At 74.8% G+C, this 15159-nt stretch carries 10 protein-coding genes; 6 read left to right on the forward strand and 4 right to left on the reverse strand.

The window, feature by feature from the left end; genetic code table 11:
* Entirely contained in the window at positions 1 to 351 is a 351-nt protein-coding gene (locus ACZ5GP_RS33365) for a GNAT family N-acetyltransferase (protein ID WP_468754411.1), read from the forward strand.
* Positions 333 to 3245 (forward strand): AAA family ATPase, encoded by a 2913-nt coding sequence (locus ACZ5GP_RS33370; protein WP_468754412.1) that lies wholly within the window; start codon positions 333 to 335, stop codon positions 3243 to 3245. Before ACZ5GP_RS33365 ends, ACZ5GP_RS33370 begins: the two co-directional genes overlap by 19 nt.
* Before the next feature lie 14 nt (positions 3246 to 3259).
* Here the strand turns inward: ACZ5GP_RS33370 and ACZ5GP_RS33375 are convergent, their stop codons facing one another.
* Positions 3260 to 5986, reverse strand: coding sequence for an ATP-binding protein (locus ACZ5GP_RS33375; protein ID WP_468754413.1), 2727 nt, complete (start codon positions 5984 to 5986; stop codon positions 3260 to 3262).
* A gap of 204 nt (positions 5987 to 6190) precedes the next feature.
* Here ACZ5GP_RS33375 and ACZ5GP_RS33380 point away from each other — a divergent pair, with 204 nt between their 5' ends.
* Complete coding sequence (locus tag ACZ5GP_RS33380) at positions 6191 to 7054, forward strand: helix-turn-helix domain-containing protein (RefSeq protein WP_468754414.1); 864 nt, start codon at positions 6191 to 6193, stop codon at positions 7052 to 7054.
* Here ACZ5GP_RS33380 and ACZ5GP_RS33385 read toward each other — a convergent pair.
* On the reverse strand, positions 7025 to 8170 hold the full coding sequence (locus ACZ5GP_RS33385) for a helix-turn-helix domain-containing protein (protein ID WP_468754415.1): 1146 nt from the start codon (positions 8168 to 8170) through the stop codon (positions 7025 to 7027). The two genes, ACZ5GP_RS33380 and ACZ5GP_RS33385, sit on opposite strands and share 30 nt — an antisense overlap.
* A 386-nt stretch (positions 8171 to 8556) precedes the next feature.
* On the opposite strand from ACZ5GP_RS33385, the gene ACZ5GP_RS33390 reads away from it, so the two are divergent.
* Positions 8557 to 9519 (forward strand): alpha/beta hydrolase, encoded by a 963-nt coding sequence (locus ACZ5GP_RS33390; protein ID WP_468754416.1) that lies wholly within the window; start codon positions 8557 to 8559, stop codon positions 9517 to 9519.
* A gap of 43 nt (positions 9520 to 9562) precedes the next feature.
* Here ACZ5GP_RS33390 and ACZ5GP_RS33395 read toward each other — a convergent pair whose 3' ends face one another.
* Positions 9563 to 10519, reverse strand: a complete 957-nt coding sequence (locus ACZ5GP_RS33395; protein WP_468754417.1) for an AraC family transcriptional regulator — start codon at positions 10517 to 10519, stop codon at positions 9563 to 9565.
* Between the two features lie 50 nt (positions 10520 to 10569).
* Positions 10570 to 12048, reverse strand: a complete 1479-nt coding sequence (gene pdxR / locus ACZ5GP_RS33400; protein ID WP_468754418.1) for a MocR-like pyridoxine biosynthesis transcription factor PdxR — start codon at positions 12046 to 12048, stop codon at positions 10570 to 10572.
* A 47-nt stretch (positions 12049 to 12095) separates the two neighbouring features.
* Here pdxR and ACZ5GP_RS33405 point away from each other — a divergent pair, with 47 nt between their 5' ends.
* Both ACZ5GP_RS33405 and ACZ5GP_RS33410 read left to right on the forward strand, forming a co-directional pair.
* Positions 12096 to 12548 carry a carboxymuconolactone decarboxylase family protein gene (locus ACZ5GP_RS33405; RefSeq protein WP_468754419.1) on the forward strand — a complete coding sequence of 151 codons (453 nt, stop codon included), beginning with the start codon at positions 12096 to 12098 and terminating at the stop codon, positions 12546 to 12548.
* 193 nt (positions 12549 to 12741) lie between these two features.
* Positions 12742 to 15156: an ATP-binding cassette domain-containing protein gene (locus ACZ5GP_RS33410; RefSeq protein ID WP_468754420.1), complete on the forward strand. Its 2415-nt coding sequence runs from the start codon at positions 12742 to 12744 to the stop codon at positions 15154 to 15156.
* Positions 15157 to 15159 lie beyond the last annotated feature (3 nt).

The raw sequence follows: 15159 nt of genomic DNA on the forward strand, positions 1-15159 counted from the left end.
ATGACACGACCCGCCCCCGCCCCCACCGTCCGCCGCGTCGACGCCCGGCACCGCTACGAGATCCTCGTCGGCGACACCACCGCCGGCTTCACCGCCTACCGTGACCAGGAGGACCGACGCGTCTTCCACCACACCGAGATCGACGAGGCCTTCGCGGGACAGGGCCTGGCCGCGACGCTCGTACGAGAGGCGCTGACCGACGTACGCGCCGCGGGCAAGCGGATCGTGCCGGTCTGCCCCTACGTGGCGAAGTACCTCCAGAAGCACGGCGACTTCGCCGACATCACCGACCCGGTGACCCCCGAGGTGCTCACCTGGCTGCGGGACAGGGCGTGGCAGCGGACCTCATGAACGACGGCGGCGGTGAGCAGGCCTCCGAGGCGCTCGCGGGACGGGACGCGCACCTCGCGGCCATCGAAGCGGCCCTGGCCGGCATCGCCGACGCGGGGACGTCCGTACTCCTGCGGGGCGACCCCGGCATGGGCAAGACCGCGCTCCTGGCGGCCGCGGAGGCAACGGCACGCGACGCCGGACTGCGGGTGCTGCGGATGACCGGCGCCGAGGCGGAGACCGGCCTCCCCTTCGCCGCCCTGCACCAGGTGCTCTGGCCGCTGCTCGACGGCACCCGGGCGCTCCCCGACGACCAGCGCGACGCCCTGGAGTGCGCGTTGGGGGTGCGCGAGGGCATGCCGCCCGAGGGGTTCACCGTGGCGGGAGCCGCGCTCGCGCTGCTCGCCCACGCCGCCGCCACGCGCCCCGTCGTCGTACTCCTGGACGACCTCCAATGGGCCGACCCCTCCAGCGTCGCCGTCTTCGGGTACCTGCGACGGCACCTGACCCCCCTGCCCCTCGTCCTCGTCGGCACCACCCGGCGCGAGGGCGACGCGGGCGGCGGGGCCGGGGACGCGCAGGAGAGCGGGGACACCGAGAGCCCGCCGGGTCGGGTCATGGACCTGGAGCCCCTGGACGAGGAGCAGGCCGAACGGCTGCTGCGCACGCTCCACCCGTGGCTGCCCGCCCCCGCACACCGCCGCGTGCTGCGGGCGGCCGCGGGAAACCCCCTCGCCCTGCACGAACTCCCCGCACAAATACGGAGGTTGGCCCCCGACCACCCCGCACTCCTCGCGGCCCCCCGCGCCGAGGACGGCGACGAGCCCTTCGACGAACTGCCGCTCGGCACCCGACTGGGCCGGCTCTACGAGGACGGGCTGCGCGCCCTCCCGGACGACATCCGCCAACTGCTGCTGGTCGCGGCCGTCGGCGGCTCCTTCGCCCAACGCGTCGGCGCCCTGCGCGCCATGGCGCGCGAGGCAACGGCCACGCCATGGGCCCGCACGCAGCGCCTCATCGAGGCATCCGGCCTCGCGCGCGTCGACCTCATGCGCGACCGCGTACTGTTCCACCACCCCCTGGTGCGCGCCTGTCTGGTGCACATCGCCTCCCCGGCGGAGCGCCGCGCCGCACACCGGCTGCTGGCCCGGCACCTGCCCGCCAGGAGCCCGCAACGCGTCACCCACCTCGCGGCCGCCGCCGTCGGCACCGACGACGACCTCGCGGAGTTGCTGCACGCCGAGGCCGACAACATGGCCGCGCAGGGCGGGGACGCCGAGGCGGCCGGCATGATGGCGCGCGCGGCGGGCCTGACCCCCGACCCCGCGCGGCGGGCGGCGCGCCTGGTCGCCGCCTCGGTCATGGCCGCCCGCGGCGGGCGGCTGCGCCTGGCGGTGGAACTCGTCGCCCGGGCGGAGGCCGAGGCCCGCCCGGAACGTCCCCGGCCCGCCGCCCCGCACGCCTTCGCCGTCGCCTACACCCGGCTCCAGCTGGCGGGCGACCCCGCACCCGCCGTCGAACTGCTGCCCGGCGCACTGGAGCTGCTGGCAGGGCCGGAGGGCCGGGACCAGGGCGCCGGACTGCTCGAACCGATGCTGTTCCTGCTCATCGTCGTCGCCGTCCACACGGGGGACGAACGCGCGTGGGCCGCCGCCGAGCGTCATGCCCGCAACGCCTCACGACCGGCGGCGCTGTGCTGGCGCGCCTGGGCGGGACCACCCCCGGACACCGCGACCGGCGCGCCCCGCGACACCGGGCGCGCCGTCGCGGCCGCCGGCCCCGACGACCTGGCGGGGCAACTGCGCGAGGCCGTCGCCGCGCTGCCCGAGGACCGGGAGACCCCCGCCGCCTGGCTGCTGCTGTGGGCGGCCGCCGCGCTCGACGCCGTCGGTGAGCACGAGGCACTGTCCCGCCCCTTCGCGCGCGGCCACGCGGTCGCCACCCAGGCCTTCCTCGACGGCCTGCGCGCCCACGACGACTTCCTGCACGGCCGCTGGGACGCGGCCCTCGCGCTCGCCCGCGACGGTGCGAGGACGTCCCGCTCCCACGGCTATGTCTTCAACGAGCTGCTGTTCCTGCAACACGCCGGTCAGGTCCTCGCGGCCCGCGGCGAGAGCGAGGCCCTCGCCGCTCTGGAAGCCGCCCTCGCGGGCGCGGCACGCGGGCGGCACGCGCACCGCGTCGCCGAGCGGCTGCACGGCCTGAAAGCGCTGTGCGCGCTCGGCCACGGCCGGGCCGACGAGGCATGGGACCACGCGCGGTCGCTCACCGCGCCCGGCGTGATCCCGCCGCGCTCCCCGTGGTTCCCCCTCGGCCTCCTCGACTGGATCCAGGCCGCGGTCGACAGCGGCCACCGGGCGGACGCCCTGCATCACCTGCGGGCGGTCAGGGCCGCCGGCACCGCGCGTACCTGTGCCCACCACGCCTTCCTGGTGACCGTCGCCGAGGCCGTCGCGGCCGACGACGACGCGGCGGACACGCGCTTCGAGGCCGTCTACGCCTTCCCGGGCGCGGCGCGGTGGCCCTTCCCGCTCGCCAGGGCCCAACTGGCCCACGGCGCGGGGCTGCGGCGACGCGGACAACACGCCCCGGCGGCCACCCCGTGCCGCGCCGCACGCGACACCTTCACCCGGCTCGGCGCCACGTCCTGGGCGGCACGAGCGACGCGCGAACTCGACGCGGCGACCGCAGCCGTCGGCGGCCATCCCCTGCTCTCCGCACAGGAGTTCCGCATCGCCGAACTCGCCGCCCAAGGACTGACGAACCGGCAGATCGGGGACCGGCTCGGCCTGTCGCCGCGCACCATCGGCGCACACCTCTACAAGGTCTTCCCCAAACTGGGCATCACGACCCGGGCCGGAGTGGCCCGCGCCCTGGCCCCGGCCCGCGCCGAGCGGCCGGGCGGCCCCGCGTAGGGGCGCCGGGCCGCTCAGCCGCCGGGCAGCGCCCTGGCCAGTGCCGCCCGTGAGGAGATGCCCAGCTTCGGGAAGATCCGGTAGAGGTGGGCCCCGACCGTGCGCGGGGACAGCCGCAACGCGGCACCGACCTCCTTGTTCGTCAGCCCGGTGGCCACCAGACGGGCGATGCGCAGCTCCTGCGCCGTGAGCCCGCCGGCATCCGTCGAACCGTCCCCCAGGAGGGCCTCGACGGCGCGCAGTTCGACCCGGCACCGCGCCACCCAGGGCTCGGCCTCCAGGGCGCGGAAAGTACGGCAGGCCGCCCGCAGTACGCCGCTCGCCTCGGTGCCCCGCCCCCGTCGCCGCAGCCAGGAGCCGTGCGCCAGCCGCAGCCGCGCCATCTCGAACACCCACTGACAAGAGCCCCGCACGGCGTACGCAGCCGCATAGGCCGCGTCGGCCTCGCCGTCGTCGGCCGTCATCGCGGTCGCCGCCGCCAGCAGGAAGGCGTGGTGCGCCGAGATGCCGTCCATCCGCGCCGCCCGGCCCGCCGCCACGTGCGCCAGCGCCTCGGCGCGGCGCCCGGACCCCAGGCAGGCGTCCACCAGGTCGAAGAAGGGCAGATGGAACCACGCCAGACCGCACGGCAGCTCACCGGGCGCCATCAGGCGGCGCAGCCGCACGTACGCCTCCTCGTGCCGGTCGTGGGCCAGCAGCACCAGCGCCTCCAGCCGCTCCAAGTGGTCCGTGACCAGCCGCATCCGCGCCTTGGCGGCGGCCGGCCCGATCCGCTCGCGCACCTCGCGCAGCGCCGGCGCGTCCCCGCGGCCCGCAAGGAAATGGGCGTAGTAGAACCGGAACAGCAGCGCGTTGCAGTGGTACCCGGCCTCGTCCGCGCGCTCGGCCGCGGCCATGGACTCCTCGGCTGCCTCCCACTCGCCCCGCAGGAACGCCTGGTGGTACCGCGCCTTGGCCACCGAGCCCTGAGTGGCGTACGCGTGCTCCCCGCCGAAGAGCCGCCACAGGTCGGCGTCCGCCGCGTCGACGGCCGCCGCCGCCCACAGCACCAGCCAGGAGTTGCCGGCCTCCCGTCCGGCCGTCATGCGCGCCGTCAGCACCTGCAGATCGGCCTGCGCGCCGTGTGCCGTGCGCGGCGGGTCCGCCCAGGCGCGGTGACACAGGCGGGCGGCGGGGGAGACATGCGCCGTGTACCGCTCCAGGGCCCGCCGGCCCCGGGCGTCGCCCGTGTACGACACGGCCAGCAGCAGTTTGAAGAACATCTGCTCCACGAGGTCGCCGGAGTCGGGAGCGCCCGGCGCGGTCAGTGCGGCCAGCGCCCCGGGCAGCAGCTCGATCGACGACGCGAAGTCGACGTGGTGGCTCTGATCGACGTACACGACGGCATAGGCGAACAGCGGGGCGACGTCCTCGGGCACCGGCCCGCGCCGCAACTCCTCGACCAGGCTCGCCGCGTACGCGAGCCGCCCGCCCCGCGCCGACATCACGGCCGCCCAGGTCAGCCGGCGCGCCCGGTCGCCGGGGCCGGAGCCGAGTGCCGCCGCGCGTTCGAGGAGCAGGGCGGCCTCCGCGTCACCGCCGCGCAACGCGATGCGCTCGCCCGCCCGGTGCAGCCGCACGGCGAGCCGCTCGTCCGGACCGTCGGCGGCCAGCGCCTCGTGCGTCAGACGGCGCGGATCGTCCTCGCGCAACCGTGCGGCCAGCGTCCGGTGCGCGGCCTGCCGCTCGGTCCGTTCCGAGGAGGCGATGACGGCGCTGCGTACCAGCGGGTGCCGGAAGACCAGCCGTCCCGTGGCGTCGAGCCGGGCCAGACCGCTCGCCTCGACGCGGTCGAGTAGGCGCTCCGTGCGGCCGAGGGCGGGCTCGTGGAGCGCGCCGCCGCCCGTGGCGTCGACCCCGTCCAGCGCCGTGAGCAGCAGCAGCCTCCTCGCGTCGGCGGGCAGGGCGCGCAGGCGTCGGGCGAAGAGCGACTCGAGGCGCCGCCCCAGCGGCAGCCGGTCCGGCAGCGGCACCACGCCCCTGCGGTGCCCGTGCGCCAACTGGCCGGGCAGTTCGGCCAGCGCCAGCGGATTGCCGACGGCCTCGTCCATCACCCGCTGTGCGGTGGAGGGCGCCAGGCCCGGATGCCAGTGCCGCAGCAGCGCGCGCGAGTCCTCCCGGGACAGCACCCCCACGTCCACCGTGTGCCCGTCCCGCCCCTGAGCCGTCCCGCCCTCGCCGCGGCTGGCACCGACCACGACCACGCGCAGCCCGGTGATCCGGTGGTGCAGGAAGACGAAGACGGCGACGCTGGAGGAGTCCACCCAGTGCAGGTCGTCGACGAGGATCAGCACCGGACGCCGGCGCGCCTCCTCGGCGAGCAGCGCCAGGACCGCCGCGCCGACCATGAAGCCGTTCGGCGGCAGGCCCTCCCGCAGGCCGAGGACCCTTTCCAGCGCGGCCAGTTGGGGCCCGGGCAACGCGCGGGCGTTCGCCCACAACGGCCGCAGCACCTGGTGCAGCGCCCCGAAGGCGACCCCGGTCTCCGGCTCGTGTCCCGCCGCCCGCAGCACGGTGAAGCCGTCACTGTCGGCACGCGTGGCGGTCCAGTCCAGCAGCGCGCTCTTGCCGATGCCGGGATCGCCCCGCAGCACGGTGGCCGAGCCGCCCGCGCCGGTTCGCGCGTCGTCCAGGGCCCGGCCCAGCAGCGCGCGTTCGCGCCGTCGGCCGACGAGCACCGTCCCGTCGCCTCCGCCGCCCATCGCCACCCCCTGCCCTCGGTCCGTCCAGGAACACCGTGACACCGCGGCGTTGCCCCAGTGTGCACGGTCCTTGCCCTTGCCCGCAGAGAGCGCTCCACGGCCTCCCACCTGGGACGGAGCGACCACAGGATGGATCCGCGCGGACCCGCGCCGAGCCCGGGGACCACGCGCATCACCGGACCGACGCCCAGATCAGGGGGACTGATGAACCCGATGCCCGCGCCCGCAGGCGCCGACGAGCACGCACTCGGCTTCCTGGGGGTGAGCACGCTCCGCGGGACAGAGCCCCGCGTCGTGCGCGTGCCCACCGCGGAACAGAGCGAGCCGTACCTCCTGCTGGGCTTCCACACGAGCGGCGAGGCGACGCTCGTCCGCCGGGGAAGCGCCGTGCCGTGCCGGCCCGGGGACCTCTTCGTCGTCGACGGGACACAGCCCGTCGTCCTGCGCGAGTCCACGGCGTACGAACTGCACCTGGTCCGGATCGCGCGTCGCGCCCTGACCCTGACCGACCAGCAGGCCACCGACCTGAGCGGCCGGCCCCCGGTCGCCGACGGCCCGGTGGCCTCGCTGCTCGGCACGCTCCTGCGGGAACTGGTCGCGGTGCCCGCCGAGGACGCGCCCCGGACCGCCCTGCGGCTGGCGGGCGCCGTCGCGGAGCTGGTGGACCTGCTGGCCGTGGAGGACGCCGACCCCGGGCCACGGGGCCGCGCGGAGCTGGTGGGGCGGCTACGCGCGTACGTCGACGCCCGTCTCTGGGACCGGAACCTGACGCCCGCCACGGTCGCGGCGGCCCAGCACATCTCGATCCGCTATCTCCACAAGCTCTTCGAGGGCCACGGCAGCACGGTCGGCCGGTGGATCCAGCACCGCAGGCTGGAGGAGGCCCGCCGGGAACTGGCCCGCCCCGGGCGCGACGGCGTCACCGTGTCGGCGGTCGCCAGACGCTGGGGTTTCGCCAGCGCCACGCACTTCAGCCGCAGCTTCCGCGCGGCGTACGGCATGTCGCCCAGTGACTGGCGCGACGGCCGGACCGGACCGTCAGCCGATGCCGGGCACGCCCGTGGCTGACCGGTGCTCCGACGGGCCTCCGGCCGTCGCGGTCGGCGCCCCGAGATCCGCCGGGGAGGCGAGCACCAGGCGCCGCCACTGCTGCGGCGGGTGACCGTGCACGGCCTTGAAGGCGCGGCTGAAGTGCGCGGCACTGCGAAAACCCCAGCGGGAGGCCACGACGGCCAGTGAGGGGCCGACGCGTCCGCGCCGCGCCAGCTCCCGCGCGCACTCCTCCACCCGGCGGCGCTGGACGAGCCTGCTCACCGTGGTGTCCTCGCCCTCGAAGAGGCGGTGCAGATAGCGGACGGAGATGAAGTGCGCCGCGGCGATGCGCTCCGCGGACAGCTCGGGGTCGCCGAGGTTCCGGTCGATGAACCGGCGGACGGACAGGACGACGTGGCGCGGCCCGCTCTCCGCCGTCCGCCCCGCTTCCCCGGCCGGCTCACCGACGAGGGCGGCGACCGCGTCGGTCACCACGCCCCCGAGCCGTTCCGCCACCGCCGCGGGGATCGGGGCAGCGGACTCGTCCAGATACCTGAGTACGGGGGTCAGCAGCGCGGCCACGGCGGGCGACGGGTCGAGGACACGGGTGGTGGCGTCCCGCAGGACCGCCGCCGGGAGGTGCAGCGCGTGCACGGGCAGCCGGAACAGGAGCGTGCGGGAGTACTCGGCCCGGCGGGCATGCCCCTCCGGCCCGGCGCCACCGACGGGCCCGCCCTTGGCGACCTGCCCGTCTTCGCCGGCCTGCCCGGCGTCACCGGTGGGCACCTGCCCGCCCCCGCCGGCCCAATCGACCGAGAAGGGCCGGCTCAGGTCGAGCAGCGCCAGACGGCCGCTTTCGACGCGGGCGGCGCGGCCGTCCTGGGTGATCCGCGCGGTGCCGGTCCGCGGCACCAGGAGCGCCACCGCCTCCGGGCCCGCCTCCGGGCCCGGGCCCCGGGTGAGAGCGAGCGGCCCGGTGACGCAGGTGATCATGTCCACGTACCCGAAGTGACGCAGTGTCACGGAGCCGGCTGTCGCGGCGACCCCGGGGACGTTTCCGTCGACGGGCGCCAGCCACCGCGACAGCGCGGCCACGACATCGGTGGACGCGCCGCCGCCCGGTGAGACCGCCGAACCGGCTCGAGTGCTCACGTGCGTTCCCTTCAGCCGTCCCGGAAGGTCTGTGCCGGTGCGTGAGGAGGGACGGCCGCCCCTCGCACCGAGCACGAGTCTTCCGGCGGCGCCGGGGACGGCGGTAGGTCATATGACTGCACTTCGGCCCGGGTCCGCCGCGAATGCCGCGCGCCGCACGGCATTTCGGGCCGGCGCCCCGCGAACTGTGCACGCAGCGGCACGGATGCGTACGGTGGCCCCGCCCGGTTCCCGGCGCCGACCGCCTAGGGTGGGTGCCGCGTGCCGGCAGAGCCGCTTGCGGCACCGAGCGCCCGCTCGTCCGGCCGTCAGTGCGCGGCGGCGCCTTCGAACGGCCCGTGTCCCGTCCCCGCGCAGGAGATCCCGTGCAAGAAGACGCCCCAGCCATGGGGGAGAGACCTGCCCTCGAACGACGGACACGCGCCTTCCTCCGGGACCACGCCTGGCCCGCCGCCCCGGACACGGACGCGGACGCGGGGGAGTCCAGGGCGCGCATGGCCGCCCTGTGGGACGGGGAGGGCCGCGACGACCCGGACGTCGACGAGGAGTGGCTGGCGCTGCCGGGAGGCGACGGCCACCGGATCAGGGTGCGCATCCTGCGCCCGGCCGGCAGCGACGACGCCCTGCCGGTGGTGCTGTACCTGCACGGGCTCGGCTGGATGACGACCGACGCCTACGCCCATCGACGGCTGGTGGCCGACCTCGTGCTGGGGGCGGACGCCGCGGTGGTCGTCCCGGAGTACGAGGGCCCGAAGGACGCGCGGCATCCCGGTGCCGTGGAGCGGGCGCACACCGTCGCCCGCTGGATCGCCCGGCACGGCGGGGAGTGGCGGCTCGACGGGGCCCGGATGGCGGTCGTCGGAGCCAGCGCGGGAGCCCAGCACGCGGCCGCCCTCACGCTCCTCGCCCAAGAGCGCGGCGGGCCGCGCCTGCGCCACCAGGTGCTGGTGTGTCCGGTGACCGACGCGGCGATGGACACACCGTCCTACCGGCAGTTCGCCGAGGGCTATTTCCTGAGCCGGGCCACCATGCGGCGCTACTGGCAGCAGTACGCCCCGGATCCGGCGAGCCGGACGCACGGCACGGTCTCGCCGCTGCGCGCGCCCGTCCACAGCCTGCGCGGCCTGCCGCCGGCGCTCGTCCTCACGGCCGAGGCCGACGTCCTGCGCGACGAGGGGGAGGCGTACGCGGCCCGCCTGAGGGAGGCGGACGTACCGGTGGTGTCGGTCCGCTACCACGGGACGATCCACGGCTTCGTGCTGTTCGACCCGCTGCGCGGCACGGACGCGTCCAAAGCGGCACGCATCCAGGTGACGGACACCCTGCACGCCGCCCTGCACGCGGCCTGACCGCGCCCGGGGCCCCTGCACGCGGCCTGACCGCGCCCGGGGCTCAGGCGCGCCGGCGCCGCCATTCGCCCGGCGTCATGCCGTACTCCGCCCGGAAGCGGCGGCTGAAGTGGCTCGGGCTGCTGAACCCGCACCGGGCGGCGACGGCGGCGACGGTGAGCCGGTCGTAGCGCGCGGCGGCCAGCATCTGCCGTGCCTTCGCGAGGCGTTCGCCGATCAGCCACTGCTCCAGGCTGATGCCCGCGTCGCCGAGCAGGACGTACAGCCCGCGCACCGAGATGGCGTGCTCCGCCGCGATCCGCTCCGGCGTCAGGTCCCGGTCCGCGAGGTGCCGGCGCACGTACGCCCTGACCCGGGTCAACAGCGTCTCGTCCAGCACCGACCTGACCGCCGGGGCGTCCTCGGCGTGCGCGGCCGACAGGAGCAGCGCGCGGACCAGCTCCGTGGTGGCGCTCGCCAGCGCCGGCGCGCCCGCGTCACCCTCCAGGCGCGCCGGATCGCGCCACACCTCGCGCAGATGGTTCAGGACCAGGCCGTACAGCGGGCTGGCGGGCAGCCGCTGGGACGCCCTCTCGACGACCTCCGGCGGCACGCCGAGGCGGTTCGCGTCGAACATCATGGCCTGGGAGGCGCCGTCCCCGGACCAGCCGTACACGCGGGACGACAGTTCGTGGAAGACGCAGATGTCGTCCCGGCCCAGCATCCTTCGCGTACCCCCGACTTCGGCGCGGTGCGTCCCCTCGGTCTGCAGCGAGACGGAGACGACGGGGTTGCTCCGGTGGTGACGCACGTGCCGTTCCGTGCGCCGCACCTCGAACCCCGAGTTGCGGGTGGCGAACAGGTCCAGTCCGCCCACCCGCCACGCCTCCATGCGCGCGTGGATGCCGGCCTCGGGCTCCTCGTGGACGACGTCGTTGGGCACCGACGAGTCGGTCAGCGCGTGATGGAACGCCTCCGCCCGCTCACGCGGCGCGACCACGTTCAGATCGACGAGAAGCACACATACCCCCACGCACACACAACCGGCCCCTGGGGGAGCATTCTGCCTCATCAGCGTCGTGCGCCCCGGCCGGTATCGGGCACATCCCCCGCCGGTACCGGGTCCGGGAGGGCCAGGCACAGGGCCTCCAGAGCGGCGTCGAAGGCATGGTCGGGCGGGGTGCCGTAGCCGATGACGAGGCCGTCGCGGGGCGGCATGGCGCTGTCGGGGTGGCGGTAGGCGGCCAGGCCTTCGAGGGCGAGGCCCCGGCGGGACGCGGCGCGCACCGCCGCCGCCTCGCTGCCCGGCGGAAGGTCGAGTACGGCGTGCAGCCCCGCGGCGATACCGCCGACCCCGATGTGCGGGGCCCGCGCCCCGAGGGTGGCGAGCAGCCGGTCGCGGCGGCGCCGGTAGTTCAGCCGCATCCGGCGCACGTGCCGGTCGTAGGCGCCGCAGACGATGAAGTCGGCCAGAGTGAGCTGCTCCAGGGCGCCGGTCCACAGCTCGCGGGCGCCCTTGACGGCGAGGATGTCGTCGACGAGGTGGTCCGGCACCGCCATCCAGCCAATGCGCAGGGCGGGCGACAGGCTCTTGCTGGTCGAGCCGATGTAGACGACGCGGTCGGGGTCCAAGCCCTGGACGGCGCCGACCGGCTGGCGGTCGTAGCGGAACTCCCCGTCGTAGTCGTCCTCCACCACGAGCCCCCCGCCGGCCCGCGCCCAGTCGATCACGGCGGCCCTGCGCGCGGGATGCAGCGGCCCCCCGGTCGGGAACTGGTGGGCGGGGGTGAGCAGGACCGCGCGGGCCCCCGTCCCCGGCAGCTCGTCGATCACGGCTCCCCGCGCGTCGACGGCCAGCGGGACGGTGCGCCGCCCGGCCGCCGTGAGCAGCGAGCGGTGGAAGCCCAGTCCGTACGACTCGACGGCCACGTCACCCGTCAGGACCCGCCCGAGCATCTGCAGCGCGTGGGCGAATCCGGCGCAGACGATGATCCGGTGGGGAGCGGTACGCACACCACGGGCCCGGGCGAGGTACTCGGTGAGCGCGGTGCGCAGCTCGACGCGGCCCCGCGGATCACCCACGCCGAAAGCGTCGTTGGGTGCCGCGTTGAGCGCGCGGCGCGAGGAGGTCTGCCAGGCCGCGCGGGGAAACATGGCGGCGTCCGGCGAGGTCGGCATCAGGTCGTGGGCGGGGCGGCGCACCGGTGGCGCCGAACGGCGCGAGCGGTCCGGCGGCAGGGGGGTGCTGCGCCGGGCGACCCGGGTCCCCGACCCCTGCCGCGCCGTGAGCCAGCCCTCGGCGACCAGTTCGCCGTAGGCGTCGCCGACGGTGTTGAGGGCGATGCCGAGATCCCTGGCCAGACTCCGGTACGGGGGCAGCCGGGTGCCGGGGGCCAGCCGGCCGGTGCCGATCGCCTCGCGCAGGGCCCGCATCACCTGTTCGCGCAGCGCGCCGGTGCCGCTGAGCTCCAGGTGGAAGTCGGTTCCCGCACCCGTGTCCGGCGGCGGGGACCCGCGCCCGCCCGAGGAATTGCCCCATTGATGTGCCACAAGAATGCACCATACCCGGGGGCTAATCGGCTCCTAGAGTTCTGGTCATGACAGCGATTCAGATTCCGCAGCGCATGAACTTCGCCACCGTCGCCCCCAAGGTCTTCAAGGCCGTCCTCGCCCTGGACGCCGCGGCCCGCGAGGGCCTCGACCCGGTGCTCCTCGAACTCGTCCAGATCCGCGCGTCGCAGATCAACCGGTGCGCGTACTGCATCGACTACCACACCGGCGACGCCCGCAGGGCGGGGGAGACCGAGGACCGCATCTACCAGCTCAGCGGCTGGCGGGAGTCCAGCCTCTACACGGCCGAGGAGCGTGCCGCGCTCGCCCTGACCGAGGCGGTCACCCTGCTGCCCGACGGGGTGCCGGACTCCGTGTACGACGAGGCGGCCCGGCACTTCGACGCGGAGCAGCTGGCGCACCTCATCGCGCTCATCTTCACCGTCAACACCTGGAACCGGATGAACGTCACCACCCGCAAGACCCCCGGGACCGAGTAACCTCCGCCTCCACCCTGTCGGTGACCGCGGCGCCGGGCCGCGGTGCCGAACGAGTGAGCGGAAAGATCAGGAATGGAGAAGCGCCGCGCTCGGGCCACCGCTAGCGTGACCGAGCCGCGCAGGCGGCGCGCCGTACGACGCAGGGGGAAGAGCCGCGCAGGCGGCGCCGCACGACACAGGGAGACACGACACGATGAGCAAGGCCCCGAGAACGGCCCCGCGGCCGTCCGCGCCGCACGCCGCCGACAGCCACGACCTGATCCGTGTGCACGGCGCGCGCGAGAACAATCTCAAGGACATCAGCATCGAGATCCCCAAACGCCGGCTGACGGTGTTCACGGGCGTCTCCGGCTCGGGCAAGAGCTCACTGGTGTTCAACACGATCGCCGCCGAGTCGCAGCGATTGATCAACGAGACGTACAGCGCCTTCGTGCAGGGCTTCATGCCGACCATGGCGCGGCCCGACGTCGACGTCCTCGGCGGGCTCACCACCGTCATCAGCGTCGACCAGAGCCGGATGGGCGCCGACCCGCGCTCCACGGTCGGCACCGCCACCGACGCCCACGCCATGCTGCGCATCCTCTTCAGCCGGCTCGCCGAACCGCACATCGGCCCGCCCAGCGCGTACTCCTTCAACACCGCCTCCGTCCGGGCCAGCGGCGGTATCACCGTGGAACGCGGCGCGGCCAGGACGAAGACCGTGAAGGCGACCTACCAGCGCACCGGCGGCATGTGCACGCGCTGCGAGGGCCGGGGCAAGGTCTCCGACATCGACCTCACGCAGCTCTACGACGACTCCAAGTCGCTCGCCGAGGGGGCGTTCACCATCCCCGGCTGGAAGTCGGACAGCCAGTGGACCGTGCAGGTCTACGCCCAGTCCGGCTTCGTCGACCCGGACAAGCCGATCCGCCGGTACACCAAGAAGGAGCTGCAGGCCTTCCTCTACGGCGAACCGGTCAAGGTCAAGGTCAACGGCGTCAACCTCACCTACGAGGGCCTGATCCCGAAGATCCAGAAGTCGTTCCTCGCCAAGGACAAGGAAGCGCTCCAGCCGCACATCCGGGCGTTCGTGGAACGGGCGGTCACCTTCACCACCTGCCCCGAGTGCGACGGCACCCGGCTCAGCGAGGGAGCCAGATCCTCCAAGATCAGCGGCAGGAGCATCGCCGACCTGTGCGCGATGGAGATCAGGGACCTCGCGGCATGGGTGCGCGACCTCGACGAGCCGTCGGTGGCCCCGCTGCTCGCCTCACTGCGCCAGACCCTCGACTCGTTCGTGGAGATCGGCCTCGGCTACCTCGCCCTCGACCGGCCTGCGGGCACCCTCTCCGGCGGTGAGGCCCAGCGCGTCAAGATGATCCGTCACCTCGGCTCCTCGCTCACCGACGTCACCTACGTCTTCGACGAGCCCACCGCGGGCCTGCACCCCCACGACATCCAGCGCATGAACGACCTGCTCCTGCGCCTGCGGGACAAGGGCAACACGGTGCTCGTCGTGGAGCACAAGCCGGAGATGATCGCGATTGCCGACCACGTCGTGGACCTCGGCCCCGGCGCGGGCCAGGCGGGTGGCACCGTCTGCTTCGAAGGCACCCTGGAGGGGCTGCGGGCCTCCGAGACGATCACCGGCCGCCACCTGGACGACCGGGCGGCGGTCAAGAAGAGCGTGCGCGAGGCCACGGGCGCCCTGGAGATCCGGAACGCGACGGCGAACAACCTGCGGAAGGTCGACGTCGACATCCCGCTCGGCGTGCTCACCGTCGTCACGGGCGTCGCCGGATCGGGGAAGAGCTCCCTCGTGCACGGGTCCCTGCCCGCCGACGCGGGCGTGATCTCGGTCGACCAGAGCCCGATCAAGGGCTCCCGGCGCAGCAACCCCGCCACGTACACGGGGCTGCTCGACCCGATCCGCAAGGCGTTCGCCAAGGCCAACGGCGTGAAGCCGGCGCTGTTCAGCGCCAACTCCGAGGGCGCCTGCCCCACCTGCAACGGCGCGGGCGTCGTCTTCACCGACCTCGGGATGATGGCCGGCACCTCCACGACCTGCGAGGACTGCGAGGGCAGGCGGTTCGAGGCGTCGGTCCTGGAGTACCGCCTCGGTGGCCGCGACATCAGCGAGGTGCTCGCCATGTCCGTGAGCGAGGCCGAGGAGTTCTTCGACGCGGGCGAGGCGCGCACACCGGCCGCCCACAAGATCCTGCGGCGGCTCGCCGACGTCGGGCTCGGCTACCTCACCCTTGGCCAGCCGCTCACCACCCTCTCCGGCGGCGAGCGGCAGCGCCTCAAGCTCGCCACGCACATGGGCGAGAAGGGCGGCGTCTACATCCTCGACGAGCCGACCACCGGCCTCCACCTCGCCGACGTCGAACAGCTGCTCGGCCTGCTGGACCGGCTCGTGGACTCCGGCAAGTCCGTCATCGTCGTCGAGCACCACCAGGCGGTCATGGCGCACGCCGACTGGATCATCGACCTCGGACCCGGCGCGGGCCACGACGGCGGCACCGTCGTCTTCGAGGGCACCCCCGCCGACCTCGTCGCCGCCCGCTCCACCCTCACCGGCGAGCACCTCGCGGCGTACGTCGGCGCGGCGGAGCGGCCACGGCAGTGATCG

Source organism: Streptomyces sp. NPDC031466, from assembly GCF_055581265.1.